General features: G+C 59.4%; 23 protein-coding genes. 9 read left to right on the top strand and 14 right to left on the bottom strand.

What is annotated here, in order from left to right:
- Positions 1–21 precede the first annotated feature (21 nt).
- On the bottom strand, positions 22–1029 hold the full coding sequence (gene ansA / locus ACTG27_RS21775) for an asparaginase (RefSeq protein ID WP_236376171.1): 1008 nt from the start codon (positions 1027–1029) through the stop codon (positions 22–24).
- Between the two features lie 446 nt (positions 1030–1475).
- Here ansA and gltS point away from each other — a divergent pair, with 446 nt between their 5' ends.
- A complete protein-coding gene (gene gltS, locus ACTG27_RS21770) occupies positions 1476–2675 on the top strand; it encodes a sodium/glutamate symporter (protein ID WP_439980454.1) in 1200 nt (399 codons plus the stop codon).
- Positions 2676–2915: 240 nt separating this feature from the next.
- Here the strand turns inward: gltS and ACTG27_RS21765 are convergent, their stop codons facing one another.
- Positions 2916–4787, bottom strand: coding sequence for a methyl-accepting chemotaxis protein (locus tag ACTG27_RS21765; RefSeq protein WP_439980550.1), 1872 nt, complete (start codon positions 4785–4787; stop codon positions 2916–2918).
- Positions 4788–5043: 256 nt separating this feature from the next.
- Between ACTG27_RS21765 and prfB the strand changes: the two genes are divergently transcribed.
- From prfB to ACTG27_RS21740, 5 genes are all read left to right on the top strand, one after another.
- Positions 5044–6142, top strand: a protein-coding gene (prfB, locus tag ACTG27_RS21760; RefSeq protein ID WP_100645262.1) for a peptide chain release factor 2 whose coding sequence is annotated in 2 segments (ribosomal slippage) — positions 5044–5118 and positions 5120–6142 — 1098 coding nt in all. Because the reading frame shifts where the segments join, the coding sequence is not laid out codon by codon here.
- A gap of 16 nt (positions 6143–6158) precedes the next feature.
- On the top strand, positions 6159–7694 hold the full coding sequence (gene lysS, locus ACTG27_RS21755; RefSeq protein ID WP_005335201.1) for a lysine--tRNA ligase: 1536 nt from the start codon (positions 6159–6161) through the stop codon (positions 7692–7694).
- A gap of 211 nt (positions 7695–7905) precedes the next feature.
- Positions 7906–9696 carry an assimilatory sulfite reductase (NADPH) flavoprotein subunit gene (locus ACTG27_RS21750; protein WP_439980549.1) on the top strand — a complete coding sequence of 597 codons (1791 nt, stop codon included), beginning with the start codon at positions 7906–7908 and terminating at the stop codon, positions 9694–9696.
- The gene (cysI, locus tag ACTG27_RS21745; protein ID WP_439980453.1) at positions 9696–11420 is read left to right on the top strand and encodes an assimilatory sulfite reductase (NADPH) hemoprotein subunit; all 1725 of its coding nucleotides are present in this window, start codon (positions 9696–9698) and stop codon (positions 11418–11420) included. Before ACTG27_RS21750 ends, cysI begins: the two co-directional genes overlap by 1 nt.
- Positions 11410–12192, top strand: coding sequence for a phosphoadenylyl-sulfate reductase (locus ACTG27_RS21740; RefSeq protein ID WP_219594634.1), 783 nt, complete (start codon positions 11410–11412; stop codon positions 12190–12192). The genes cysI and ACTG27_RS21740 overlap by 11 nt, the downstream gene beginning before the upstream one ends.
- A gap of 79 nt (positions 12193–12271) precedes the next feature.
- On the opposite strand, the gene folA is transcribed toward ACTG27_RS21740, so the two are convergent.
- The 4 genes from folA to ACTG27_RS21720 form a co-directional block, all read right to left on the bottom strand.
- Positions 12272–12763: a type 3 dihydrofolate reductase gene (gene folA / locus ACTG27_RS21735; protein ID WP_439980452.1), complete on the bottom strand. Its 492-nt coding sequence runs from the start codon at positions 12761–12763 to the stop codon at positions 12272–12274.
- A gap of 18 nt (positions 12764–12781) precedes the next feature.
- On the bottom strand, positions 12782–13249 hold the full coding sequence (locus tag ACTG27_RS21730) for a threonine/serine exporter family protein (RefSeq protein ID WP_026035076.1): 468 nt from the start codon (positions 13247–13249) through the stop codon (positions 12782–12784).
- Positions 13246–14043 (bottom strand): threonine/serine exporter family protein, encoded by a 798-nt coding sequence (locus tag ACTG27_RS21725; RefSeq protein WP_439980451.1) that lies wholly within the window; start codon positions 14041–14043, stop codon positions 13246–13248. The genes ACTG27_RS21730 and ACTG27_RS21725 overlap by 4 nt, the downstream gene beginning before the upstream one ends.
- Positions 14044–14278: 235 nt before the next feature.
- Positions 14279–14614, bottom strand: coding sequence for a DUF3135 domain-containing protein (locus ACTG27_RS21720; protein WP_005335213.1), 336 nt, complete (start codon positions 14612–14614; stop codon positions 14279–14281).
- 393 nt (positions 14615–15007) lie between these two features.
- Here ACTG27_RS21720 and mog point away from each other — a divergent pair, with 393 nt between their 5' ends.
- Positions 15008–15538 carry a molybdopterin adenylyltransferase gene (gene mog / locus ACTG27_RS21715; RefSeq protein ID WP_005348144.1) on the top strand — a complete coding sequence of 177 codons (531 nt, stop codon included), beginning with the start codon at positions 15008–15010 and terminating at the stop codon, positions 15536–15538.
- 83 nt (positions 15539–15621) lie between these two features.
- Here mog and ACTG27_RS21710 read toward each other — a convergent pair whose 3' ends face one another.
- The 6 genes from ACTG27_RS21710 to trmB form a co-directional block, all read right to left on the bottom strand.
- Complete coding sequence (locus ACTG27_RS21710; RefSeq protein WP_005335217.1) at positions 15622–16023, bottom strand: DUF2541 family protein; 402 nt, start codon at positions 16021–16023, stop codon at positions 15622–15624.
- A gap of 167 nt (positions 16024–16190) precedes the next feature.
- On the bottom strand, positions 16191–16400 hold the full coding sequence (locus tag ACTG27_RS21705) for a YgdI/YgdR family lipoprotein (RefSeq protein WP_005335219.1): 210 nt from the start codon (positions 16398–16400) through the stop codon (positions 16191–16193).
- A gap of 203 nt (positions 16401–16603) precedes the next feature.
- Complete coding sequence (locus tag ACTG27_RS21700) at positions 16604–17899, bottom strand: sulfurtransferase (RefSeq protein ID WP_439980449.1); 1296 nt, start codon at positions 17897–17899, stop codon at positions 16604–16606.
- Between the two features lie 29 nt (positions 17900–17928).
- Complete coding sequence (glsB, locus tag ACTG27_RS21695; protein ID WP_005348151.1) at positions 17929–18849, bottom strand: glutaminase B; 921 nt, start codon at positions 18847–18849, stop codon at positions 17929–17931.
- A gap of 122 nt (positions 18850–18971) precedes the next feature.
- Positions 18972–19304, bottom strand: a complete 333-nt coding sequence (locus ACTG27_RS21690; RefSeq protein WP_005348158.1) for a YggL family protein — start codon at positions 19302–19304, stop codon at positions 18972–18974.
- Positions 19305–19352: 48 nt separating this feature from the next.
- Positions 19353–20066 carry a tRNA (guanosine(46)-N7)-methyltransferase TrmB gene (trmB, locus tag ACTG27_RS21685; RefSeq protein ID WP_005335228.1) on the bottom strand — a complete coding sequence of 238 codons (714 nt, stop codon included), beginning with the start codon at positions 20064–20066 and terminating at the stop codon, positions 19353–19355.
- Positions 20067–20415: 349 nt separating this feature from the next.
- Between trmB and ACTG27_RS21680 the strand changes: the two genes are divergently transcribed.
- Entirely contained in the window at positions 20416–21597 is a 1182-nt protein-coding gene (locus ACTG27_RS21680) for an aminotransferase-like domain-containing protein (protein WP_227274211.1), read from the top strand.
- 107 nt (positions 21598–21704) lie between these two features.
- Here ACTG27_RS21680 and ACTG27_RS21675 read toward each other — a convergent pair whose 3' ends face one another.
- Positions 21705–23234, bottom strand: coding sequence for an EAL domain-containing protein (locus tag ACTG27_RS21675; protein WP_439980447.1), 1530 nt, complete (start codon positions 23232–23234; stop codon positions 21705–21707).
- Positions 23235–23487: 253 nt separating this feature from the next.
- Here ACTG27_RS21675 and ACTG27_RS21670 point away from each other — a divergent pair, with 253 nt between their 5' ends.
- Entirely contained in the window at positions 23488–24393 is a 906-nt protein-coding gene (locus tag ACTG27_RS21670) for a TIGR01777 family oxidoreductase (protein WP_047438091.1), read from the top strand.
- A 126-nt stretch (positions 24394–24519) separates the two neighbouring features.
- On the opposite strand, the gene ACTG27_RS21665 is transcribed toward ACTG27_RS21670, so the two are convergent.
- Positions 24520–26967 (bottom strand): ABC transporter permease, encoded by a 2448-nt coding sequence (locus ACTG27_RS21665; RefSeq protein ID WP_439980445.1) that lies wholly within the window; start codon positions 26965–26967, stop codon positions 24520–24522.
- Positions 26968–26971 lie beyond the last annotated feature (4 nt).

Below are 26971 nucleotides of genomic sequence, written 5' to 3'. Positions count from 1 at the left end.
TGCACCCTACCGCGAGGGTTATCAGGGAGTCAGCTCCCCACGCAACGACTGCTGCATCAGCTCGCGAATGCGGTGGGAGGGCAAGTCCTGGCTCAACAGGAAGTGCAGCTTGGTGAGCGCCGCTTCGGCGGTCATGTCAAAGCCCGAGATCACCCCGGCCCGCGACAGGGCGTTGCCGGTAGCATAGCCACCCATGTTGACCTTGCCGTGCAGACACTGGCTCAGGTTGACGATGATGACGCCGCGGGCCGAAGCCTCGGAAAGCAGCGCCAGCATGGCCGGGTTTTGCGGCGCATTGCCGACCCCGAATGACAGCAGGATCAGCGCCTTCACCGGCTGTTGCAGGATATTGGCGATCACCTCACTGGAGATCCCCGGATAGAGGGTCACCACGCCGATGGGCTGGGGGGTGATGTCGTGCAGCACCAGCGGCCGCGCGGAGGGCACGCCCAGCTCACCCGCTTCCAGCGAGATGGCGATCCCGGCGTTGAGCAGCGGCGGATAGTTGGGGGAATCGAAGGCGTGGAAGCCGTCGGCGTGCACCTTCTTGCTGCGGTTGCCGCGATAGAGCTGGTTGTTGAAGAACAGCGTCACCTCGTGGATCGGGTAGTTGGCCGCGATATAGAGGGCGTTGAGCAGATTCTGCTGACCGTCGGAGCGCAACTCGGCGAGCGGGATCTGGGAACCGGTGATGATAACCGGCTTGTGCAGATCTTCCAGCATGAAAGAGAGCGCCGAGGCGGTGAACGACATGGTGTCGGTACCGTGCAAAATGACAAAACCGTCGTACTTGTCGTAGTTGTCGCGAATATCCTCGGCGATGCGCTGCCAATCCGCCGGGGTCATGTCGGAGGAGTCGATGAGGGGCGCATACTCGTGGATATGGTAATCCGGCATCTCGGGGCGGTGGAACTCGGGCATCCGCGCCAGACAGTCTTCCATAAAGCCCGCCATCGGCACGTAGCCGTGATCGGAACGCTGCATCCCAATGGTGCCGCCTGTGTAGGCAATGTAGATAGACTTCTTCACACCCTCTCCTCTTGATGAAGTGAACACCGCCGGAACATGAACCATGTCGGGGTGAACCACAATGTCAACGCCCGCCAGCGCCTCTGCGTGCAGCGGAAACCGGCGAATTATAGAGACTGGCGCCCCAAATGACAGCCGTTCCATGCACCCTTTTCGGCTTTTCTGCCCTCTACCTACATAGTGTTAAATGTCACAATAAACCACTAAAACGAGCATTAATACGACAAAGATGGAATTAAACGATGCTTTTTGCTACAATCCGCCGGATTTTACTAAAATCTCATCTGGATGCCTGAGCATTTCAGGCCCGCACAAGCCCCATCTTTCCTGGGGCGGGGAGATGTTTCCCCTTCTTTGCTGGCACATAAGCCACACTGTTTTCATCCCGGCTGAATCTGTAAGTCTTTTGCTATGAAAGACACAGCCAATCAACATGGGAGTACTGAATGTTACAACTTGATTCCTACGCAACGCTGGTCGCTGCCACTCTGGTATTGCTGCTTGGCCGGGTGTTGGTTACCCGAGTCGGGCTGCTGCGTACCTTCAACATCCCCAAACCGGTAGCCGGCGGCCTGGTGGTCGCGCTGGTACTGCTGCTGCTGCGCTCCACCCTGCAGATGGAGCTGCAATTTGATACCAGTCTGCAAACCCCGCTGATGTTGGCCTTCTTCGCCTCCATCGGCCTCTCCGCCGATCTCGCCAGCCTGAAACGCGGCGGCAAGGCGGTGGTTACCTTCCTGATGGTGGTCACCGGCCTGCTGCTGGTGCAGAACAGTCTGGGTGTCGGTCTGGCGACCCTGCTCGGTCTGGATCCCCACATGGGGCTGCTGGCAGGCTCCATCACTCTCTCCGGCGGCCACGGCACCGGGGCGGCCTGGAGTGCTACCTTCTCCGAGAAATATGGCGTGCAATCCGCCGCCGAGCTCGCCATCGCCTGTGCCACCTTCGGTCTGGTGCTGGGCGGCCTGATCGGTGGCCCGGTGGCTCGCTATCTGGTAAAGAAAGTGCAGGTGCCCGGTGAGGAGCACAATCAGGATGAGGCTCCCCAGGGCTTCGAAATGCCGGATATGGAGCGCCCCCTCACCACTTTCAGCGTTATCGAAACGCTGGCACTGATCGCCATCAGCCTAAAGGGCGGCGAGCTGCTCTCTGCTTCCCTCAAAGGGGGCGCCTTCGAGCTGCCGATCTTTGTCTGCGTGCTGTTTGTCGGCGTGCTGCTGCGCAACCTGCTCACTCTCTTCAACTGGCATGAGGTAAGCGATCGCGAAGTATCGCTGCTGGGCAACGTCAGCCTGTCACTGTTCCTGGCGATGGCACTGATGAGCCTGAAACTGTGGGATCTGGCCAGCCTGGCGCTGCCCATCTTCATCCTGCTGGCCGCCCAGACAGTGGCGATGGCGCTCTACGCCATCTTCGTCACCTTCCGGGTGATGGGCAAAAATTACGATGCGGCCGTACTGGCGGCAGGTCACTGCGGCTTTGGCCTCGGGGCCACCCCGACCGCGATTGCCAATATGCAGGCCATCACCCAGCGCTTCGGTCCCTCCCACCTGGCGTTTCTGGTGGTGCCCATGGTGGGCGCCTTCTTTATCGACATCATCAACGCCATGGTGATCAAGCTGTTTATGGCGATGCCATTCCTGTAATTCCCTTTCCGTCAGACGTATATGATCAGAGCCCACCTTTCGGTGGGCTCTTTGTTTGTTCTCTACTCGCCAGCTGACGCAGGCAGAGCCGGGGCACGTATCCGGTACCAGGGTGACCCGCGAGCAACCCGGACGGAGCTTAATCCCCACATCCCGCACTCCCCCGAACAACAAAAAGCCCCGCACTCGACAGAGGGCGGGGCTTGTTTATCTCAGCCGGAACAGGCCGGGACGTGCACTTTACAGGATAAAGGTCGACACCTGCTGGTTAAGGTCTGCAGCACGCCCTTTGAGGCTGTGGGCCTGATCCAGATCGCGCATGGCGGCGGCGGTGATCTCGTCACTCACATCCTTGATGGCGGTGGTGTTCTGGGTGATCTCGCCGGTCACCTGGGTCTGCTCCTCGGCGGCAGTGGCGATCTGACCCGCCATGTCGGAGATGAGGGAGATGGCGCTGGTGATCTCTTCCAGCGCGCGCACCGCCTGATCGGCATCCTGCACACTGTTGTCCGCCAGCCCCTGACTGGTCTGCATCAGGCTCACCGCACGGGCAGTGGTCTGCTGCAGGGTCTCGATGGTGGACTGGATCTGCTGGGTGGAGTCCTGGGTACGGCGCGACAGCACCCGCACCTCATCAGCCACCACCGCAAAACCACGACCCTGCTCACCGGCGCGAGCTGCCTCGATGGCTGCGTTCAGCGCCAGCAGGTTGGTCTGCTCGGCAATCCCCTGAATGGTGGAGAGAATGCTGGTGATCGCCTGCGCGTGACGGCTCAGCTCGCCGATCACCTCGGTCGCCTGCCCCACCTCTTCGGCCAGACCATTGATGGACTGGCGGGTCTTGTTGACCAGCATCTTGCCCTGCTCACTGCTCTGGGCAGATTGCTGGGCAGCGGCGGCGGTGTTCTCGGCGTTGCCGGCGATCTCCATGGTGGCGCTCGCCATCTCGGTGACCGCAGTGGCGACCATGGTCACCTCCTGCTGCTGACGCTGCAACTCGTCTACCGCGGCCTGGTTGGTCACCAGACTGCGCTCGGCATCGGCGTTCAACTCGTTGGCCAGCTGACGGATATTGCCGATCAGCTGATGCTGACTGCCTACGAAACGGTTGAAGCTGTTGGCCAGTTGGCCCACTTCGTCGTTGGCGTCGATCTTGATGCGCTGGGTCAGATCGCCGTTACCATCGGCAATGCGGGCCAGAGCCAGGGAGACCTTGGTGAGCGGGCCAAGCAGCATGCTGACCAGCCAGGAGATAGCGAGGATGCTGCCCACCAGCACCAGCAGCGCCATGCCCAGCTGGGTCATCAGCAGGGAGGAGAGCGGCGCTTCCAGCGCGGCCTTGTCCAGCACCAGTACCAGTTCCCAGTCTGTGTCGGGGATATCAACCGCCCACAACAGCTTGTCGCGACCTTCGCTGTCAAAATAAGCTGGTACCAGATCCTTGCTTGACTTGCTCTGCTCGATCAGCGCGTTGGTCAGATCGTTGTCGATCTCGCTGGCAGGTTTCATCGCCTTGGCAGCATCCTTGTAGGCGATGATGGTGCCATCCTTGTGCATCATGATGGCGAAACCGTCGGCAGGCAGCTGCATCTTGGTCACGTCTTCCACTAGCGAGGCGATGGAGAGGTCACCACCGACTACCCCGCCAGAAACCGGCTGGGCCAGAGTCACCACCATGATGTTGTAAGCCACGTCGAGATAGGGCTTGGTGACAATCAGGCCACCTTTGCTCATCGCCTCCTGATACCAGCCACGGGAGCGCGGGTCGTAGCCATCGCGGTTGATGGAGGGATCGGAGTCATTCATCTTGCCACTGCTCTCACCGAAATAGGTGAGCTGGAAACGGCCGGAAACTTGTGCCTGTTGCAAGGCATTGAGGGGGTCGGCACCGGCCTTGTTGCCGAGCGCCTGGATCACGTCGCGACGGGCTGCGAGCCAGTCGCTGACACGCTCGGCCTGCTGGGTACCCAGCCGTTGCAACTGCTCCTGGCTGCCTTGCAGCAACAGGGATTTCTGGCTGCTATAGCTCTGCCAGGAGAGCAACAAAATCACCAACGAAAGGGCGATCACCACTGACAACAGTATCTTCTGCTTGAGTGACAGGTTTTTCATCATGTGTTCTTCTTATTGAGGTGAGGAGCGGGTTTTTCCCTAAATTGCACAACACTACACGTAGTCATTAGCGACCCGAATGGCCAAAACTGAACCTGAAAATGGGTCGGCGGGCGATATTTTCTACCGAGGTGGAGAAAAGTGCACCAGAAATTGACGGCATGAGCCGCACAAGCCAAGGCAACCCTGTTTATTCCTTCCACAATTGGCTAGAATATCCCGTTTTTAAATCACATCGACCCTGAGAGTTTTCACGATGTTCGAAGTTAATCCCGTATTAAATAAACTTAAGGAGCTGTCTGAGCGGACCGAGCTTCTTAGGGGGTACCTTTGACTATGACGCCAAGAAAGAGCGTCTAGAAGAGGTCAACGCCGAGCTGGAACAGCCGGACGTATGGAATGAACCCGAGCGCGCACAGGCGCTGGGTAAAGAGCGCGTTGCGCTGGAAAACGTGGTCGGCACCATCGACACCCTGACCCAGGGCGTGGATGACGTCGAGATGCTGGTGAGCCTGGCCGTGGAAGGGGAAGACGAAGAGACCTTCAACGAAGCCATCGCCGAATCCGAACAGCTGGAAGCCAAGCTGGTGGACCTCGAGTTCCGCCGCATGTTCTCCGGCCAGCACGACGGCTCCGACTGCTATATCGATATTCAATCCGGCTCCGGTGGTACCGAAGCGCAGGATTGGGCCAACATGGTACTGCGCATGTACCTGCGCTGGGGCGATGCCCACGGCTACAAGCCCGAGCTGATTGAATGCTCCGAAGGCGACGTGGCCGGCATCAAATCCGCCACCATCAAGTTCACCGGCGAATATGCGTTCGGCTGGCTGCGTACCGAAACCGGCGTTCACCGTCTGGTTCGCAAGTCCCCGTTCGATTCCGGTGGCCGCCGTCACACCTCCTTCTGTTCTGTGTTCGTCTACCCCGAGATCGACGACGATATCGATATCGAGATCAACCCGGCGGATCTGCGGATCGACGTCTACCGCGCCTCCGGTGCCGGTGGTCAGCACGTTAACCGAACCGAATCCGCGGTGCGTATTACCCACGTTCCGACCGGTGTCGTGGTACAGTGCCAGAACGACCGTTCCCAGCACAAAAACAAAGACCAGTGTATGAAGCAGCTGAAAGCCAAGCTCTACGAGCTGGAAATTCAGAAGCAGAACGCTGAGAAACAAGCCCTGGAAGAGACCAAGTCTGATATCGGTTGGGGCAGCCAGATCCGTTCCTATGTGCTGGATGACTCCCGTATCAAGGATCTGCGCACCGGCGTCGAAACCCGTAATACCCAATCGGTGCTCGACGGTGACTTGGACAAGTTTATCGAAGCCAGCCTGAAATCAGGTCTGTAAACAAGCAGGAATCACCATGTCTGAACAAACCATCACTCCGGAAGTCGACCAAACTCTCGAACTCAACAACGAGATGACCGAGCGTCGTTCCAAGCTGGCCGCCCTGCGCGCCCAGGGTAATCCTTTCCCCAACGACTTCCGTCGCGACAGCCTCTCTGGCGATCTGCACGCAGAGTTCGACGACAAAAGCGCCGAGGAGCTGACGAGCCTGGGTAAACGGGTGAAGATTGCCGGTCGCATCATGACCCGCCGGATCATGGGCAAGGCTTCTTTCGCCACCCTGCAGGACATGGCCGGCAAGATCCAGGTCTACGTCACCCGTGACGACCTGCCGGAAGGTTTCTACAACGAGCAGTTCAAGAAGTGGGATCTGGGCGACATCGTGGGTGTCGAAGGTACCCTGTTCAAGACCCAGACCGGTGAGCTCTCCGTTCACGTTTCCGATATCCGCCTGCTGACCAAGGCGCTGCGTCCGCTGCCCGAGAAGCACAAAGGCCTGACCGACCAGGAAGCTCGCTGCCGCCAGCGCTACCTGGATCTGATCGCCAACGAAGAGTCTCGCAAGACCTTCATGATCCGCACCCAGGTGGTTGCCGGTATCCGCAAGTTCTTCAACGAAAAGCGCTTCATGGAAGTGGAAACCCCGATGATGCAAGTCATCCCGGGTGGTGCCTCCGCGCGTCCGTTCGTCACTCACCACAATGCGCTGGACATCGACATGTACCTGCGTATCGCTCCGGAGCTCTACCTGAAGCGTCTGGTGGTTGGTGGTTTCGAGCGTGTCTACGAGATCAACCGCAACTTCCGTAACGAAGGTATCTCGGTTCGTCACAACCCCGAGTTCACCATGATCGAGTTCTACATGGCCTACGCCGACTACATCGATCTGATGGACCTGACCGAAGAGCTGCTGCGCACCCTGGCGCAGGACATCCTGGGCGACACCAAGATCCGTTACGCCAAAGAGGGCGAAGAGGGCCTGACCATCGATTTCGGTCAGCCGTTCCAGCGCCTCACCATGGTCGAGTCCATCCTGAAGTTCAATCCGGATGTGACCCTGGATGATCTGGCTACCCTCGAGAGCGCCAAGGCCGTTGCCAAGCGTCTGCACATCGAGCTGATGAAGGGTTGGGAGCTGGGCCACGTGATCACCGCGATCTTCGAAGAGACCGTGGAGCACATGCTGCTGCAACCGACCTTTATCACCGAGTACCCGGCTGCCGTTTCTCCGCTGGCTCGTCGCAACGACGTGAACCCGGACGTAACCGACCGCTTCGAATTCTTCATCGGTGGCCGCGAGCTGGCCAACGGCTTCTCCGAGCTGAACGATGCAGAAGACCAGGCCAAGCGCTTCCAGGATCAGGTTGATCAGAAAGAAGCTGGCGACGACGAAGCCATGTTCTACGACGCCGACTTCGTCACCGCACTGGAACACGGCCTGCCGCCGACTGCCGGTCAGGGTATCGGTATCGACCGTCTGGTCATGCTGTTCACCAACAGCCACACCATCCGTGACGTCATTCTGTTCCCGGCCCTGCGTCCGCAGAAATAAGGCCCACAGAAGTCAGCTACATCCCTTGGGTCAATCCCAAGCGTGATAGCCAATAAAAACGCCCCGCAACTGCGGGGCGTTTTTCTATCTCCTTTACCGCCAAATCACTTTATAAATTCAATAATGGAATAAAGAAGATATTTTTATTCTTTGTTGTTAGCCAACACGCCCTTTAATCTGGCCAAAAATCAGACCATGGAAGACGCGTGTGATGCAATTGAAGGATTCCCCATTCAACCTATCCCCCCTCTCTGACGAGCAGCAACGTCAGCTGGGCCAGGTACTCTCGACCCTCAATACCCAGCAACTGGCCTGGGTGAGCGGATATCTCTACGGCCTCTCCCAGAGCGGTCACCAGAACGTTGCTGCCAGCGCCGCCGTGGCTACGCCCAGCGGCAGCCTGACCATTCTCTACGGCTCCCAGACAGGCAACGCCAAAGGGGTCGCGAGTGCCATCAAGGCGCAGGCCGAGGCCCGCGGCCTCCCCGTCACCCTAGCGTCGATGGCCGACTACAAACCCAAGCAGCTCAAGAAAGAGAGCCACCTGCTGGTGGTAGTGAGCACTTACGGGGAGGGTGAACCGCCGGAGAGCGCCGTCGATCTGTTCGAGCAGCTTAAAAAAGGCAAGATTGGCAAGCTGGACGGGCTCAAGTTCGCGGTACTGGGGCTGGGTGACAGCTCCTACGAATTTTTCTGCCAGACCGGCAAAGATTTTGACGACTTCCTTGCCAAAGCAGGGGCCGAGCGGGTTTATGAGCTCGCCAGCCTCGATGTGGATTATCAGGATGCAGCCAAGGCGTGGGGCGAACAGGCACTCAACGCCATCACCGCAACCCTCTCTACCGGAGCGGCTAGCAGCAGCGTAACCAGCGCGGTGCAGCAGGCGGTTGGCCACAGCCAATACAGCAAGGAAAACCCCTTCCCTGCCCGCCTGTCGGTCAATCAGAAGATCACCGGCCGGGATTCCACCAAGGATATCCGCCATATCGAGATCAATCTGGCCGACTCCGGCCTCACCTATCAGCCGGGGGATGCCCTCGGCGTCTGGTTCGACAATGACGCCGAACTGGTGGGCGAAGTGCTGGCCCTGACCGGCCTCTCTGGCGATGAAGCCACGGCCCACGGCACCTTGCGCGCCGCCCTGTCCAGTCACTTCGAACTGACCCGGCTGCACGGCGGCTTTATCACAGGACTCGCTGACATATCGGAGAACGCAGCGCTGAAAGATCTGGCTGGCGACAAGGCCCAGGTCAATGCATTAGTCGCCTCTGCCCAAGTGGTGGATGTACTGAAACGCTTCCCGACCGCCCTCACGGCCGAGCAGCTGGTTGGCCTGCTGCGACCCCTCACCCCGCGCCTCTACTCCATCGCCTCCGCCCAGAGCGAGGTGGAAGAGGAGGTGCACCTGACAGTCGGTGTGGTGCGCTACCTGCAGGAAGATGGCACAGTGCGCAGCGGCGCCGCCTCCTCCTATCTGGCGGATCGGCTGATTGAGAATGGCGAGGTGCGGGTATTCGTCGAACACAACGATAACTTCCGCCTGCCGCAAAACCCCGACACCCCCGTCATCATGGTGGGGCCGGGCACCGGCATCGCCCCGTTCCGCGCCTTTATGCAGGAGCGGGAAGCCCAAGGTGCCGAGGGTAAGAACTGGCTCTTCTTCGGCAACCCCCACTTTACCCAGGATTTCCTCTATCAGGTGGAGTGGCAGCGTTATGTGAAATCGGGGCTGCTGTCGAAGATCTCCCTGGCCTTCAGCCGGGATCAGGCCAACAAGATTTATGTGCAGGACCGCCTGCGCGAGGCAGGGCTTGAACTCTACCAGTGGCTGGAAGCAGGCGCTCACTTCTATGTGTGTGGCGACGCCAACAAGATGGCCAAGGATGTGCAGGAGGCCCTGCTGGATGTGATTGCCGAACACGGCCACAAGAGCCGTGAGGAAGCAGAAGAGTATTTGAGCGAATTGCGTCGTGCCAAACGTTATCAAAGGGATGTCTATTGATGAGCAAACAACCTCTTTCTCACCCAAAAGCGGGACCGGTCGAAGGGCCGCTGGCCGACAACGAGCGCCTCAAGCGCGAAAGCAACTTCCTGCGCGGCACCATAGAGCAGGATCTGCAAGACCCGCTCACCGGAGGCTTCAACGGCGACAACTTCCAGCTGATCCGCTTTCACGGCATGTATCAGCAGGATGACCGCGACATCCGCCCGGAGCGCGCCGCCCAGAAGCTGGAGCCGCTGCACAACGTCATGCTGCGTGCCCGCCTGCCGGGTGGGATCATCACCCCGGCCCAGTGGCAGATCATCGACAAGTTCGCCGAAGAGCACAGCCTCTACGGCAGCATCCGTCTGACCACCCGTCAGACCTTCCAGTTCCACGGGGTATTGAAGCGCGACATCAAGCTGATGCACCAGACCCTCAACAGCACCGGTATCGACAGTATTGCCACCGCGGGCGACGTGAACCGCAACGTGCTCTGCACCAGCAACCCGGTGGAGTCCGAACTGCATCAGGAGGCCTACGAGTGGGCCAAGAAGATATCCGAACACCTGCTACCCAAGACCCGCGCCTACGTGGAGATCTGGCTGGACGGTGAAAAACTGGGGCAGGACGAGGAGCCGATCCTGGGGTCCAACTACCTGCCGCGCAAATTCAAGACGACCGTGGTGATCCCGCCCCACAACGACGTGGATATCCACGCCAACGATCTCAACTTCGTGGCCATTGCCGAACACGGCAAGCTGGTGGGCTTCAACGTGCTGGTGGGCGGCGGGCTGGCCATGACCCACGGCGACACCAGCACCTACCCGCGCAAGGCGAGCGACTTTGGCTTTATTCCGCTCTCCCACGTGCTGGAGGTGGCGGCCGCCGTGGTCAGCACCCAGCGCGACTGGGGCAACCGGGTCAACCGCAAGAACGCCAAGACCAAGTACACCCTCGAGCGCGTCGGTGTCGAAGCGTTCAAGGCCGAGGTGGAGAGCCGCGCCGGCATCCAGTTCGGGCCGGTTCGCCCCTATGAGTTCACCAGCCGTGGCGATCGCTTCGGTTGGGTCGAGGGGATCGACGGCAAGCATCACCTCACCCTGTTTATCGAGAATGGCCGCCTACTGGACTTCCCGGGCAAGCCGCTCAAAACCGGCATGCTGGAGATCGCCAGGGTGCATCAGGGGGACTTTCGCCTGACCGCCAACCAGAACCTCATCATCGCAGGGGTGCCTGCCGGCGAGAAGGCCCGCATCGAAGGGCTGGCGCGCCAGTACGGCCTGCTGGATGACGGCGTGAGCGAGCAGCGCAAGCAGTCCATGGCCTGCGTGGCCCTGCCTACCTGCCCGCTGGCGATGGCCGAGGCCGAGCGCATGCTGCCGGCGTTTGTCACCGACATCGAAGGGCTGCTGACCAAGCACGGTCTGGCGGATGACGCCATCATCTTCCGCGTCACCGGCTGCCCCAACGGCTGCGGCCGCGCCATGCTGGCGGAGGTGGGTCTGGTGGGCAAGGCGCCGGGCCGCTACAACCTGCATCTGGGGGGCAACCTGGAGGGCACCCGCATTCCGCGCCTCTATCAGGAGAACATCACCGAACCGCAGATTTTGGCCGAACTCGACGCGTTGATCGGCCGCTGGGCCACCGAGCGCAATCAGGGCGAATGCTTTGGCGACTTCGTGATCCGGGTTGGGGTGATTGCGCCCGTTATCGATTCTGCGAGGGACTTCTATGCCGCTTAATGTCACTGAAGATGGCCGCCTTGACCTGCAGGCACTGCTGGCCCTCGGCCGTGAAGAGCAGACCGAGGCGCTGGCGCCCCTCAACCGGGAGCTGGATACCATGAGTGCCCCCGAGCGGGTGCGCTGGGCCCTGGCCAATCTGCCGGGGGAGCATGTGCTCTCATCCAGCTTCGGCATTCAGGCGGCACTGATGCTCCATCTGGTAAGCCGCGAGCGGGCCGACGTGCCCGTGGTGCTGACCGATACCGGTTATCTGTTCCCGGAGACCTACCGCTTTATCGACGAGCTGACCGAGCGCCTCGCGCTCAATCTGAAGATCTACCGGGCCGAGCTCAGTCCTGCCTGGCAGGAGGCTCGATTTGGTCTCTTGTGGGAGCAGGGGGTAGAGGGGATCACCCGCTACAACCAGCTCAACAAGGTGGAGCCGATGGACCGCGCCCTGCGTGAGCTGGGGGCCCAGACCTGGTTCTCCGGCCTGCGCCGGGAGCAGTCCGGCAGCCGTGGCAAGCTGCCGGTGCTGGGCATCCAGCGCGGCCGCTTCAAGTTCCTGCCGGTGATCGACTGGAGCAACAAGGATGTCTTCTACTACTTCAAGGAGTTCGACCTCCCCTACCACCCGCTGTGGGAGCAGGGTTATCTCTCGGTGGGCGATGTCCACACCACCGCCAAGTGGGAACCGGGCATGAGCGAGGAGCAGACCCGCTTCTTCGGACTCAAGCGCGAGTGCGGTTTGCACGAGGAAAATGGCGAGAACGACGGCTCAGGCATCTAATCTCGTCTTGAAACCCCAACAGAACAACAAGGGCATCCGAAGATGCCCTTGTTGTTATTTGCCCATTAGCATTCGTCCGTCAGCGGCGCTGCCAGGTCTCGAAGCTATAGGGGTACGGGTTCTTCTCATCGGCAGAGTGGCTCTCGCAATCAACGCATTGCCACTGACCATCGTCAAAAGCAGGGAAGCGGGTATCCCCCTCCACCGCCAGATCGATACGGGTCAGGTAGAGACAATCCGCGCTCGGCAACATCTCGGCATAGAGATGACCACCACCAATCACCATCAACTCCTCCACCGAGCTGCCTGCCAACAGAGCCAGCGCGGCCTCGACGGAGCCCAACACCTCAATGCCCTCGGCCTGATAGCCGGGATTGCGGCTGATCACCAGATTGCGCCGTCCGGGCAGCGGTCGACCGATGGATTCGAAGGTTTTGCGCCCCATCAATACCGGTTTACCGAGGGTGACACGCTTGAAGTGAGCCAGATCGGCAGGCAGATGCCAGGGCATCTGGTTGTCCTTGCCGATCACCCTGTCGTGGGCCATGGCGGCAATCATGGAAATCTTCATGGGGCCTCTCACCGTCTGTCAGATTATGGGGCGGTTACGGTACACGACCAGAGAGGGGATCGCCAAACCGAAACTGAGGGCCCCGACGATAAAGAGCGCCTTGAGGCCGTTCTCCACCGCACTCTGGATCAACTCCATAGTCACGCCGTTGATATTGAGCTCCACCACCGCAATCATGGTCTTGAACGCATAACTGCCCGGGATCATCGGAATGATGGAGGCAACGCTGAACACCGGACGCGGCGCCAGCAGACGGCGCGACCAGTAGACGCAGACAAAGCCGACCGTGGTCGCCGCCGCCAGCGTCGCCCACTCGATGGGCATGCCGTAGTGGATCAGCAGGGTACGCAGGCTGTGGGCCAGCGCGCCGCCCATGGCGCAATACTTCAGCATCCGTGGTGGCACGTTGAACAGCATGGCAAACCCCACCGCCGGAATGGAGGACCAGAAGGCATCCTTGGCCAGTAGCCAGAGTAAGTCCATCATACTTTCCACCCCCAGATCCCGGTGACCGACATAGCCAAAATGATACCTATGGCGGCGCTGATGGTCAGCAGGGTCGCCGTGCCCCAACGCGCCAGCCCCATGTTGAAGTAGCCCTTCACCATGTCGGAGACCGCATTGATCAGCGGAAAGCCCGGCACCAGCAGCAGCACGCTGGCCGCCATCGCGAGATAGGGCTGGTCACCCCAGTTAAAGAAGGTGGCGCTGGAGGAGAGCAGGGTGGCAATAAAGCCGGTGGCAGCAAAGTTGATGAGCGGACTGTGGTGGTGGCGGGCCATCAGCTGGCGCCCCCGCATCGCCACGGCAGACGAGAAACAGGTCACCAGGAAGATGGGCCAATCACCGCCAAACAGCAGGCTAAAGGCGCCACAGGAGAGCCCCACCATGGGGACCACCAGCCGGGGGGGATAGTGAAAGGGGACGATGGCCTCGAGGCGCTGGCGCACTTCACGGGCACCGATCAGCTCTTTTTCCGCCATGATGCAGATCCGCTGGATCTCGCACACCACCTGCATATTGATGCCATGTTCGCGCACCCGCCGGGTAGTGGTGACGCAACCCCCCTGATAGAGACTGGTGAGCACGATGGCACTGGAAGAGATGGCCATTTCGACACTCTCCAGCCCCAGCGCCATCCCCAGCCGCACCGTGGTCTGCTCGATGATCCGGCTCTCCGCCCCGAACTGGGCCAACATCTGACCCACCTTGACGATAATGCGGGTGATCTCTGTCTGTTGCTCCCGCGACAACACCCGTCTTGGTGTGATACTTCTCATAATCCCTTCGAGTCGTAGCAATAAAAATTTCGGCCATATTAGCCTAACTTTTACTGTTATTCATCCACCCCTATCACAACCTGACTAATAAGTTATTACAAGAAGGAGAAAAGAAATTACATCACAAATACATTACGACTAACATTAAAAACCATAACAATCAGGTCGCCAGCAATTCCCTTTATCATGGCCTCACCGATTTGGCTGAAATATCAACCAAGGGGGTTATTGCAGATTATTTGCGACGTTGATAGTCCGCCAGACGGATTATTTTACCACTGCCATCGCTTTCAGGCGGAGGGTCCCCCTCTTCCCTGAACTGGCTCATTTCGCTGCGCATCAAATAAAAAGATTCCCGCATCATGTTGGTAATCCGGATACAGCTATCAAGATTGTTTTTCGCCAGACGGCGCTGACCATCAATCTTGAACTGCAACCCGCGCAGACGGCGCTGCTGATCGGGGCTCGCTCGGGCCATCAACTGGTCGATCTGCTGCTCCAGAATCGCATCCAGCCGGGAGGGCTCACTCGCAGCCAACTCCTTCAGGGTGTCAAAATCAGGCAACTCCATATGCCCTCCTTGGCGACTATTGCTGGCAACACACTGCGGTACCACACCATCACGTCCCAGCCATATAAATCTGTATATACGACGCGGCTAAAAAGGGTTCAATCCATCCACTGGCGACTAAACCGGACAATGGTCACTACGAGGGTGTCTATCTATTTTAATTGTGTTTGGAAACAAGCGATTGTTTTTAATTCAGGCGAGATAAAACACTTATACATTTTAGGTTGTGATTTTCTGTTTTTTATTGCCAATAAAAATCCGGGTGGCCTTATTTTGCTTCATTCGACACTTTATTCTTCCCTCACCGCCCCGCATCATCTTCTGACGGTTTAACATATCTCACTGATTATGTTATTTTAATTGCCACTTTTATCGGACATTCAAGAGCAGACCATGAGCAAGGCAAAAATCGGTATCGTCACCGTCAGCGATCGCGCCAGCGCGGGCATCTATGAAGACCTCTCCGGCAAGGCCATCATCGACACCCTGAACGCCTATCTGACCTCAGAGTGGGAACCTGTCTATCAGGTGATCCCCGATGAGCAGGAGCAGATTGAAGCGACCCTGATCCGACTGGCGGATGAGGAGCAGTGTTGCCTTATCGTCACCACAGGCGGCACCGGTCCGGCCAAGCGGGATGTCACGCCGGAAGCGACCGAGGCGGTATGTGATCGCATGATGCCGGGCTTTGGCGAGCTGATGCGGGCCGAATCCCTCAAGTTTGTGCCGACCGCCATTCTGTCGCGCCAGACAGCCGGGCTGCGCGACGATACCCTGATCGTCAATCTGCCGGGCAAGCCCAAATCAATCCGCGAATGTCTGGATGCCGTCTTCCCCGCCATCCCCTACTGTATCGATTTGATGGAAGGGCCGTATCTCGAGTGCGATGAAACCGTCATCAAGCCGTTTCGGCCGAAAAAATAGCGAACCCGACCATAAAAAATAATGGCGAGCCACGGCTCGCCATTATTTTTAACTCATCTGTCTGCGCAGAAAAACCGCATCAATTATTTGCGGCCGAATACTTTTACGCCCGCTTTGCTGCGCTCTGAATTACCATACACTTCGATTTTTTTCACACAGCGACGCGAGCCCAGTGATTTCCACTCGGTCTCTTTATCACTGCTCATTTCCCGATCGAAACGAATGGTCTTGGTACGATCACCACCATAGGTCACCACCACCCGATCCAGGGTCAAATCACGCTCCGCCTTCACCTTGATATATTTGGTCTGACGGCAAACCACCAAAGGAATTGTCGCACCATGATCACCGGCTCCCAGCAAAATAGTCCGCCCCAGCGTGAACTGATCGTCACCGGCATGGCTGGCTGACGCCACCACCAGCAAGGCACCACCCAGCAAGCTGCGTGCAGAAAAACGGGAATTCCAGATAGACATCAAGGACATAACACCTCCAATAAAAAATGGAGTGTGATGATAAGGGTTAAACCATAACGGAAGCTGTATCACGGCTGAATTTGCTGCGAATGTGCGGGGATAAACAGAGAAAACAGCGCGACTTTTCGGCAAAAAGAGAAGAGCCGCAGATAGCGGCCCTTGCGGCAAGAGAGCGCTTAGCGCTCCATGATTTGGGTCACGTCATCTTTCTTGATCATCACCTCGCGCCCTTCATGATCGTAATAGCGATACATGCCGGTACTCTCGTCCAGCTTGGGCTTGCTCTCTGTGGTGATCATCTTGCCATCCTTGGTGCTCATGATGTATTGGGAGCTGCATGCCACCAGCCCCAGGGCGCACACCAGGATCATCATCAGTTTTTTCATTGCGGCCTCTTCTGCGATCATCCTCACCACGAGGATGTTTCTTGAAGCCTAGTTCAATCGCACGGCACGGGATGACGCGATGAGCAAAGCGGGATCGCCGTCAATAATCAGCGACTTAGCCTCGCTATCTGGCCGGGTGGCGAGCGCAATGAAAAAGGCCGAACATCTCTGTCCGGCCTCTTCTTTTCAGCGCTAGCGCGCAATCATGACTTGGCTGGCTGACGCTCACCGGTCACGGTCGGGTTCTTGGGATCCATGCTCCACTCGTACCAACCGCCGTCGTAGACGCTGATCTGTTTCCAGTCCATCAGCCAGGCGTAGAAGAAGGCCTCGGAGGCGCGCCAGCCGGTACCGCAGTAGAACGCAGCCTGCTGGGTTGGCTCGATGTTCCACTGGTCCCACATGGCGAGGATCTCGCGGGCCGGCTTCATGGTGCCGTCCGGGTTGTGGAAATCGCTCATGCTGTTGGCATCGACGCCGCCGTGACCCCACTTGGCCCCCGGGATATCGCCCTTCGGCTTGATGTAGCTGTAACCTGAGGTGTTGCCGACAAACTCGTCCCAGGTGCGCACGCTGACCAGCGCGCTATCGGGCTGCTTGAGCAGCTCTTTAGCCTGACTTAGCGTGGTGTAGTACTCGGGGTGAGCGGGAATGGCCACGCCAAACTCCTTCACCGGCTCATATTTGTTGGGCAGACCGGTTTCGGTACGCAGGTGCTGGATAAACCAGGCATCCAGGCCACCGTCCAGCAGGCGCACATCTTCCACCCCCGCATACATCATCAGGTGCGCAGCACGGGCAGCCGCCATGGTGTTGCGACCATAGAGGATGACGGTGGTGTCGTGACGGATGCCGTTATCCAGCAGCAGCTTCTTGAGCGCTTCGTCAGAGACCTTGTTCCACAGCGGCTCCTCTTCGAGGCTGTTGGTATCGATATAACCGGCCCCCGGGATGTGGCTGATGAGGTAGGCCTTGGGTGAACCCCAATCCACTTCAAACAGCTTCCAGTCACCCTTGGGCGCCGCGGCAACCGGCTTGCCCTCTTGCAGATCCGCCAGCCAGCGCGGATAGACCAGCTGCTGCCAGCGTGCCAGCGACTCGCGCGGTGCGGCTTGCCACCCTTGCAGCTCGAACAGCTGCTTGATCCCCTGTTTGCGCAGCAGACGGGCCACCTCGGCCACTTCGCGGGACGCGCCATAGAGGGCAACCGGACGATCGGCCTTCAGCCCCTTGATCTCGAGCGCCTTTGGCCACTCTTCATCGCTGTATTTCCACTCGGCAGAGAGGTTCTCGGCGCCCGCCACATGGCCGCCCTGCTTCTCCCCTTCCATCGGCCACCCCTGATAGAAGTAGCTGGCGCGGGTATCCAGGATGACAGCCTGTTTGGCCTTGGCATCGGCCAGCGAGAGCGGTGGCAACTCCCCTGCCACGGCGGGCAGGGCACACCAGAGCAGTAAGGCCGCCAACGCGGCCTGCAGGAAGCGAAGATGTCGTTTCATGGTGATTTCTCGATTCATAGTGAACAAGGTTAAAAAATGGAGCGACCCAGCCGCTCGGCCAGCAGCTCCAGCGCCGCCGTGCCCGCCAGCGAGTTGCCGGCTTTGTTGAGCTCGGGCGACCAGACACAGACGCAGAGCTCGCCCGGGATCAGGGCGATGATACCGCCGCCGACACCCGATTTGCCCGGCATGCCGACACGATAGGCAAAATCGCCCGCCTCATCATAGAGACCGCAGGTGGCGAGCAGGGCGTTGACCTGCTTGGTGGTGCGGGCGGGCAGCAGCGGCACGCTCTCGCCCAGTGGCACACCACGGTTGGCCAGATAGATGAATGCCCGCGCCAGATCAACGCAGCTCATGCGAATGGCACAGGCATTGAAGTAGCTTTGCAGCACCTTGTCCACTTCGTTTTCGAAGTTGCCATAGGCCTTCATCAGATAGGCGATAGCGGCGTTGCGGGCAGAGTGCTGATATTCGGAGCGGGCGACCACCTGATCCGCCATAATGGCCGGATTGCCGGAAAGACGGCGCACCAGCTCGAGGGTTCGCTGACGCGGCGCAGTGAGGCGGGTCTCCAGCAGATCGCTCACTACCAGCGCTCCGGCATTGATAAAGGGGTTGCGGGGGATCCCCTGCTCGAACTCGAGCTGTACCAGCGAGTTGAAGGGCTGGCCGGAGGGCTCCTTGCCGACACGGGCCCAGATCTCCTCCTCCTGATAGAGAGTGAGTGCCAGGGTCAGGCTCAGGGCCTTGGAAATACTCTGGATGGAGAAGGGTTCAAAAGCGTCACCGGCGGTGAACAGCTCCCCCTCGACGGTACAGACTGCGATACCCAGCCGATCGGCAGGCACCTGAGCCAGTGCCGGAATGTAGTCGGCCACCTTGCCTTGTCCCAGCAACGGGCGCACCTCTTCAAGGATGCTAGCCAGTAATTCGGATGACAACACCATAAGCAATAAGCGATTCCATGACTAAAACAGCGGTGGAGATCCCATCCCCACTGACAAAAATCCCGCCAGCGGCGGGATTTTTCAGTTACCCACAACAAGGCGCCAGATGCGGCAGCCTTGTATCAGGCCGGTTCACCGTACCAGAGGTCGAACAGCTCGGTAACGACCACGGCTTCCATCCCCTTGCCTTCCAGCCAGGATTTGACGGCGGCGCGGTCTTCTTCGGTACACTTGCCCAGTTGCTGGGTGCAGATCATCCCTTCCCAGGCCAGGTGACCGGAGCCGGCAAAAGCCAGTTTACGGGGTTCAACAACCTCATCGATCATCGCATCGACTACCGCATCGATGGTCTCTTCGGCAGTGCCGACCGGGAAGTTGAAACTGATGTCGAAACCCATTTCCTGGAATTCATCGACGCGCAGTTTCTTGCGCAGGCGGCGGCTACGATTGGCCATGATAGCTCCTCAAGTTAGTTGATACGCTAGGTGTGTTGACGTGCCAGCTTAGCTGACACGCTTGAAAATCAGATCCCAAACCCCGTGGCCGAGACGGTGGCCACGTTGCTCAAATTTGGTCAGCGGACGCCAGTCCGGACGCGGCACCCAGTTGCCGGTGGCAGAGGTGTTCTCGTAACCCTCGGCGGCGCTCATCACTTCCAGCATGTGCTCGGCATAGTTTTCCCAATCGGTCGCCATGTGGAACACGCCACCGATGGCCAGCTTCTGGCGAATATCCTGGGCAAACGCAGGCTGTACGATGCGACGCTTGTGGTGACGGCTCTTGTGCCAGGGATCCGGGAAGAAGAGCTGCAGGCAGGAGAGTGAACCGTTCGGGATCATGTGCTCCAGCACTTCCACCGCATCGTGGCAGATCACTTTCAGATTGGTGACGCCCGCTTCCTGAGCGGTGCCCAGACAGGCACCCACGCCCGGGGAGTGCACTTCGATGCCGATGAAGTTCTTCTCGGGGGCATTCTTGGCCATCTCCACCAGAGAGGCGCCCATGCCAAAGCCGATCTCCAGCACTACAGGTGCTTCACGGCCAAACAGCGCGACCAGATCGAGCTGCTTTGGCTCGAAATCGATGCCCATGACCGGCCAAAGCTCTTCCAGGGCCTTCTCCTGCCCTTTGGTCAGGCGGCCTTCGCGACGGACAAAGCTGCGGATCTTGCGCATGAACTTGCCGTCTTCGTTAAATACATCTTGGGTCACAGGCATAATGGTCTCGTTATTTCATCAATCCGGGTAATACATCTTGTGTCCGATCCCGAGCGGGACCGCTCGCGGCTCGGCATTTCATCGACCCGCGAAAACAGGGGAGCGAATTATCCCAAGATAGGCCCAAGGCGCAAGTGTTTCGCGCAACAAATATTCCGGCCATCCACTTCCCTGCTCCCTCAGTGGCATCACCACACCGACTAACCGTCCAATATAATCCGCAGTAGAGTCGTTCCAGCCCTTTTTTGGCGATTTTTGTGACAATCATTGCCTCATTTCTGAAATCTGATACAAACGGATAACCTGGCGGTCGAATGGAGCGACCGCCCACATGCCGAGAGAATTGTCTATGCAGCCGTTTTTTGCCCAGCGCTTCGAGAAGGTTGAACCTTCCTTTATCCGTGAAATCCTCAAAGTTGCCGCCAATCCGGAGATCATCTCCTTCGCTGGTGGCCTGCCCAATCCCCACCTGTTTCCGGTCAAGGCGATCGATCAGGCCTGTCAGGATGTACTGCGCGAGCAAGGGGCTGCTGCCCTGCAATATGCGGCGACCGAAGGCTTCGCCCCGCTGCGCCAATATATTGCCGACCGCTATCTGGCCCGCCACGGCATGCAGGTCAATCCGGACAACATCCTGATCACCAGCGGCTCCCAGCAGGCGCTGGATCTGCTGGGCAAGGTTCTGATCGACGAGGGTCAGGATCTCATCATCGAAGAGCCGGGTTACCTTGGCGCCATTCAGGCCTTTTCTGTCTACCAGCCCACCTTCAAGCCGATCACCCTTGAAGAAGAGGGGCTGGACCTGGCGGCGCTGGATGCGCTGCTGGCAAGCGGCTCCAATGCCAAGCTGCTCTACGGCGTGCCCAACTTCCAGAACCCGAGCGGTGTCTCCTACAGTCGTGCCAACCGCGAGGCACTGGCGGAGCGGCTGATCAGCCACGAGCTGTTGATGGTGGAAGATGATCCCTACGGCGAGCTGCGCTTCGAGGGCGAGCATCTGCCCCCCATTGCCAAGCTGGCGCCAAACAATACCGTGCTGCTCGGCTCATTCTCGAAAACCGTGGTGCCCGCCTTCCGGCTGGGCTGGATGGTAATGCCGGACTGGCTGCGCAAGAAGGTGACCATCGCCAAGCAGGCGACCGATCTGCACAGCAACGCCTTCAGCCAGCAGGTGCTGCACCGCTTCCTGACCGACAACTCCCTCGACGCTCACTTGGAGAAGATCAAGGAGGTCTATGGTCGCCAGCGTGCCGCCATGGAGGCCGCGCTGGCCCGTCACTGCCCGCCCGGTGTCAGCTACACCCGACCGGAAGGGGGTATGTTCCTCTGGCTGACCCTGCCAGCCCACATCAGTGCCATGGCGCTGTTTGACGAGGCGATCAAGGAGAAGGTGGCCTTCGTACCCGGCGCCCCCTTCTACGTGCGCCCCGAGATCAAGAACACCCTGCGCCTGAGCTTCTCCTGCGTCGATGAAGCGACCATCGAGGAGGGGGTTAAACGCTTGGCCCGCGCCCTCCAGCGCATGCTCTGAACGCCCAAGCCAAACCGTACCAACAAAAAACCAGCGAGCGATCGCTGGTTTTTTTATGCTCCCCCATTCAACCGTTCAACCATTCAACCATTCAACCGTTCAACCATTCAGCCAAACAGAGTCTTGCAAAACTGCTTCATCGGGATGGGGCGGCTGTAACGATACCCTTGCAGATAGTCAACGTGGCGCGCCCGCAGGTAGTCCGCCTGCGACTGCTTCTCGACCCCCTCAGCGATCAGGATCAATTCAAGTCGCTTCGCCAGATCAATCACGTTTTCAACGATATGGCTGGAGAGTGCATCCGTGCCGATCATCTCCACAAAGCTCCGATCAATCTTGAGTGCATCTACCTGAAACTGTTGCAGATAGGTGAGACTGGAGTGACCGGTACCAAAATCATCGATAGAGATCAACACGCCCAGTTTGCGCAATTCGGCAAACATCTGAGCCGTTGTCTCATCAGCCACCAGCAGTTCACGCTCAGTCAGCTCCAGCCCCAAATCAACGGGATTCTCCTTAAACGCGTCGAGAAAGGCCTTGCAGTCAGCCAACAGGTCGAGATCCTGAAAGTGTTTGGCGCTGATATTGAAGCAAAAATGGAACTTGGCCGGCAACTTGCGGGCATAAGGGGAGAAGTGATCGCGCACCTGCGCCATCAACAGGCTGGTCATGGGCACGATCAACCCGCTATCTTCCGCCAGCGGAATAAAGCGATCCGGCGAGATCATCCCCTGCTTGGGATGCTGCCAGCGCATCAGCACCTCACAGCCACGCCACTGCTCATCCTCACCGGAGACCACTGGCTGCAGGTAGGGGATAAACTCCTCTTCGATCAACGCCCGCTTTAGCTCCTCCGCTGGCGAGCTGCTACGCCCCATCAGCCTGAAGGTGCCGAATCCAATCAGCAGCGCCAGCAACGGAGAGAGGATCAAGGTATATCTGGAGTATCGCCATGCGTGGCTCCAGTAGTCATGCACCGTGACCTGGGTGACGACCTGATAGGGGAAATCAGCCGAAGCGAGGGCAATATAACCCTCTTCTGTCGGAGAGGGCGCCGCCCCGACCTGACCTGAGCCAAACAGTGCCCTCTGCCCCACCACCAGAGCCATCGGGGAGTTCTTGCTGGAGATCTCCAGGGTATTGCGCAGGTAGTAGCCATCTACACCGATCAGCACACTCCCCTTGTCCGTTTCATGACGCAGCACGATCAAGGGGCGATCCGGTGTGACCTCATTGCCAGGCAGCAGTTGCAACCTGCCATCCACATAGCGGTCGGGATTGAAGGGGCCATCGTAGTCACCATAGAGCGAGGTGCAGTAGATGTGGCTGCCGACAGCCAGATTGGCGGAACGGACATAAGGCACCGTGGCCACCTGTTCGCGCAGCAGTTGTGCCGCCTCCTTGCAGGAGTGACCAAGCATCCCCTTCACATTGATGGCCGCCTGCTGGGCATGGCCGATGGAGCGCTCAAACATCACACGGGCATGCTGCAACCGTGAATCGGCATCACGCTCTGTCTCCGTCACGGTCTGCCAGATAACGGCAACAACCCCCAGCAGCAGGATCCCGCCCCCCATCAGCAGCGCCAAAAGAATCCTCGAGTAAAGCTGGCGAAGTTTCAAACGACGAAATGGCATGGCGGCCTCTTTGATACTCGGATAATGGGTGACAGCCTCGGTGGACAGGCGAAAAGGGTCGCCATAATAGCGATTGATCAACAAATGTCCACCCAACAAAAATCAATCAATTCAAACTATTGTTCAACAATATGTCGTAAGAAGAGGATAGAGTTAAAACCAGTCGAGCGAACAAAACATGCCAAACTCGTCCACTTGTTGCAGGAGGACGACGCCATTAGAGTAGAGCAAACGGCAGCAGGAGCGTGCAGCGATGAAGATTCTTATTACCGGAGGGACCGGCTTTATCGGCCGCAAGCTGGTTGCCCATCTCAAGGTCAATCACGAGGTCGTGGTATTGAGCAGGCAGGGGAGCCGCGCTTACTCCCTGCTCGGCCACGATATCAAGGTATTGGATAACCTCGACCGGCTTGATGACCTCAATGACGTGGATGCGGTGATCAATCTGGCCGGCGAACCCATCGCCGCCGGACGCTGGAGCGAGTCGCGCAAACAGCTGCTCTGCGATAGCCGGTGGCTACTGACCGAGCAACTGGTAGATCTCATCAAGCTATCCAGCACACCGCCCAAGGTGCTGATCAACGCCTCCGCCATCGGCTGGTATGGCAGACAGGGCACCGAAACCCTCGACGAGCAGTGCCGCTCTCCCAACGACGAGTTTACCCACCAGCTCTGCCAGCAGTGGGAGACCCTGGCGCAGGAGGCCCAGAGCCGCCAGACACGGGTCTGTATCGTGCGGATCGGGCTGGTGCTTGGCATGGATGGCGGCGCCCTGCCCAAAATGCTCCCCCCCTATAGACTCGGGCTCGGCGGCCCCATGGGGTCAGGCAGCCAGATGATGAGCTGGATCCATGTGCAGGATCTGGTGCGTGCCATGCTGTTCCTGCTGGAGCATGAGGAGTGTAGCGGCATCTTCAACGGCACTGCGCCCCATCCGGTCAGCAACCGGGAGTTCAGCCAGACCCTTGCCACCACGCTGCACCGCCCGCACATCTTTTTCGTGCCCGCCCCCCTGCTGCAACTGGTGATGGGTGAAGCGGCCGATCTGCTGCTGACCGGACAAAAGGTGATACCAGCACGGCTGCAACAGGCCGGTTTTCACTTCAGCTATCCCGAGCTGCCGAGCGCCCTCACCAATCTGCTGCGTGAGCCCCGCTAACTCACACCCGCTCGCTGCGTCCACTCGTCAGCACCTCATATAGCAAGCAGCCCGGCCAATGGCCGGGCTGCTTGTTTATGGTGGCTGCGCTATTGCACCTTGTGGCATCGACTCGTTCTGGCGGGATTACAACAACCCCTGACCCAGACCCCGCAGCCGATCGCTCAGGGTGCCAGCCAGCAGCTGGCGCTGCATCCCCTGCCCGGCCAGCGTCACCAGCAAGGCCCCCAGCGTCGGCAGACCGAGCCAGATGGCCCAGTGGAACTGCCACTGCCCCTCGAACCACCACCACTGCAAGCCAAAGGAGCAGAGCTCCACCACCATGGCGGCACAGAGCCCCGCCAGCGCACCACTGGCCACCAGCTCCCAGCGCAGCATCTTTTTCAGCAGGTCGCTGCTGGCACCCAGGGTGCGCATCAGCAACAGCTCGCGCCGACGCTGAGCCATGCTGGCCTGGGTCTGGGTCAGCAGCACCAGCAGCGCAGCCACAGTCACCAGCCCCAACATCAGCGCCAGCGCCCGGCTCACCTGCTCCGATACCTGAGTGAGCCGCGCAATCAGGTCATCCACATCGATAAGACTCACCGTGGGGTGGCGGCGGATCAACTCCACCTCGGCAGAGCGCCCCGCCTCGGGCAATCGGTAACTACCAAGCCAGGTACGGGAGAAGGGTGCCAGCAGATCCTCGGAGAAGATCATGTAGAAGTTGGGGCGCATGTTGTCCCACTTGATGCTGCGCAAACTGGTGACCCTGGCGCCAAAGCTGCGCCCCTCGATAGTAAAGGCGAGCATGTCCCCCAACTTGATATCGAGCCGCTTGGCCAGCTCGCTATCCACCGACACCTCGCCGGGCCCGGCAAGCCATTTACCGGCCACCAGCTTGTTGTCGATTGGCAGGGTCGCCGTGGTAGTGAAGTTAAGCTCCCGATCGACCCCTTCACGACCACTACTCGCCCCCTCGCCCACCGCCTCACCGGCGATATGGGTCAGCCTGCCGCGCACCATGGGGTAGAAGTCGGAGGTGTTGGCCCCGGCTGCCGCCAGCTCGCTCAGGATCACCTCCCGCTCGTTCTCGGCCACATTAACCAGAAAACGGTTGGGCGCATCGACGGGGAGACGTGCCGAAAACTCATCCAGCAGATCGACCCGGGCCGCCCAGAGCAAGCCAAACAGCATCAGCGCCAGCGCAAAGCCCGCCAGCTGAAACAGGCCGCTACTGCGCTCGCGCGACAGGTGGGCCAGCGCCAGCCGCAAGGCATGAGGCCCGCTCACTCTCGCCCCCAACCGCAACATCAGTGCTGCCAGCAGGGCCAACAGCCCCATCAGCAAGCCCATGCCACCCACCAGACCCAGCGCCAGCCGCACATCGGCGGTAAAGCCCCAGACCAGCGCAAACAGCCCGAACAGGCCGACCGGCAGGGCCAGCCAAGGGGGAATCCCCGCCTCCAGCTCCCGGCGCAATACCCGCAGCGGCGGCACCTTCAGCAGCCGCAAGAAGGGCACAAAAGCGAGCAACAGGGTGATAAAGAGCGCTACCGCCACCCCCAGCGCAAAGGGGCGCCAGGAGGGGGGCGGCAGATCCGGCGGCAGCAGGTCCCCCAGCAACTGCAAGGTGATCCACTGCATGGCTGTGCCCGCCACCAGACCCAGCAACGCACCAATCAGCGTCAGCGACAGCAGCAGGGTTCCCATCAGTTGCCAGAGCGAGCGACGGGATGCCCCCAGGGTCTTGAGCAGCGCCACCATATTGGTCTGGCGCTCGGCAAAGTGGCGCACCGCAATACCCATCGCCAACGCCCCCAGCAACACCCCGCTTAGCGAGGCAAGCCGGAAGAAACGCTCGGCATTGGCCAGCGAGCGACCCACTTGGGATTCGCTGTCATCCGGTTTGATCCACTTCTGTCCGGCCTGCAATTGCGGCAACAACCATTGCTCGTAACGGGCTAGCGACTCTCGCGGCCCCTTGAACAGATAGCGCCACTGCTGGCGGCTGCCGGGGAGCAGGGCTCCGGTCGCCTCGATATCGGCACTGTGGATCAGCGCACGCGGCGCCAGCAGGAAGGGGCTGAAGCCCTGATCGGGCTCCTCGCCAAGCAGGCCTGCCACCTTGAGCACCGTATTACCCACCTCCAGCTCATCCCCCGTTTTGGCCTTGAGCAGCTGCATCACCCGGGCGGAGAGCCAGATCTCGCCGGGAGCCGGGGCGCGGGCAGGTTCCAGAGTGAGCTTGCCGTAAAAGGGAAAACCGTCTGGCACCGCCCGAATGGAGGCAAGCTGCAACGTATCACCGTGAAACAGCATGCTGTTGAAGCTGACGGTGGTCTGCACCGCCAAGCCATCCTGTTTAGCCCGGGCTAGCCAGCCCTCCGGCAGGGCGGCGGCGGTGCGCAGCACCCGATCCGCTCCGATAAAGTCGCGGCCCGACGCCTTGAGTCCGGCATCGAGCCGATCCGCCACCAATGCCACACTCAAGACGCACGCCACGCTCAGAGCCAGCGCCAGCACAAACCAGCGCAGCTCGCCGCTGAAACCTTCCCGGCGAAGCAGTCGCCATCCCAATCGCCACTGCATCATCCCT

This window comes from Aeromonas sp. 97A, assembly GCF_051919185.1.
Taxonomy (GTDB): Bacteria; Pseudomonadota; Gammaproteobacteria; order Enterobacterales; family Aeromonadaceae; genus Aeromonas; species Aeromonas veronii.
This window is presented reverse-complemented; position numbering and strand designations above follow the sequence as displayed.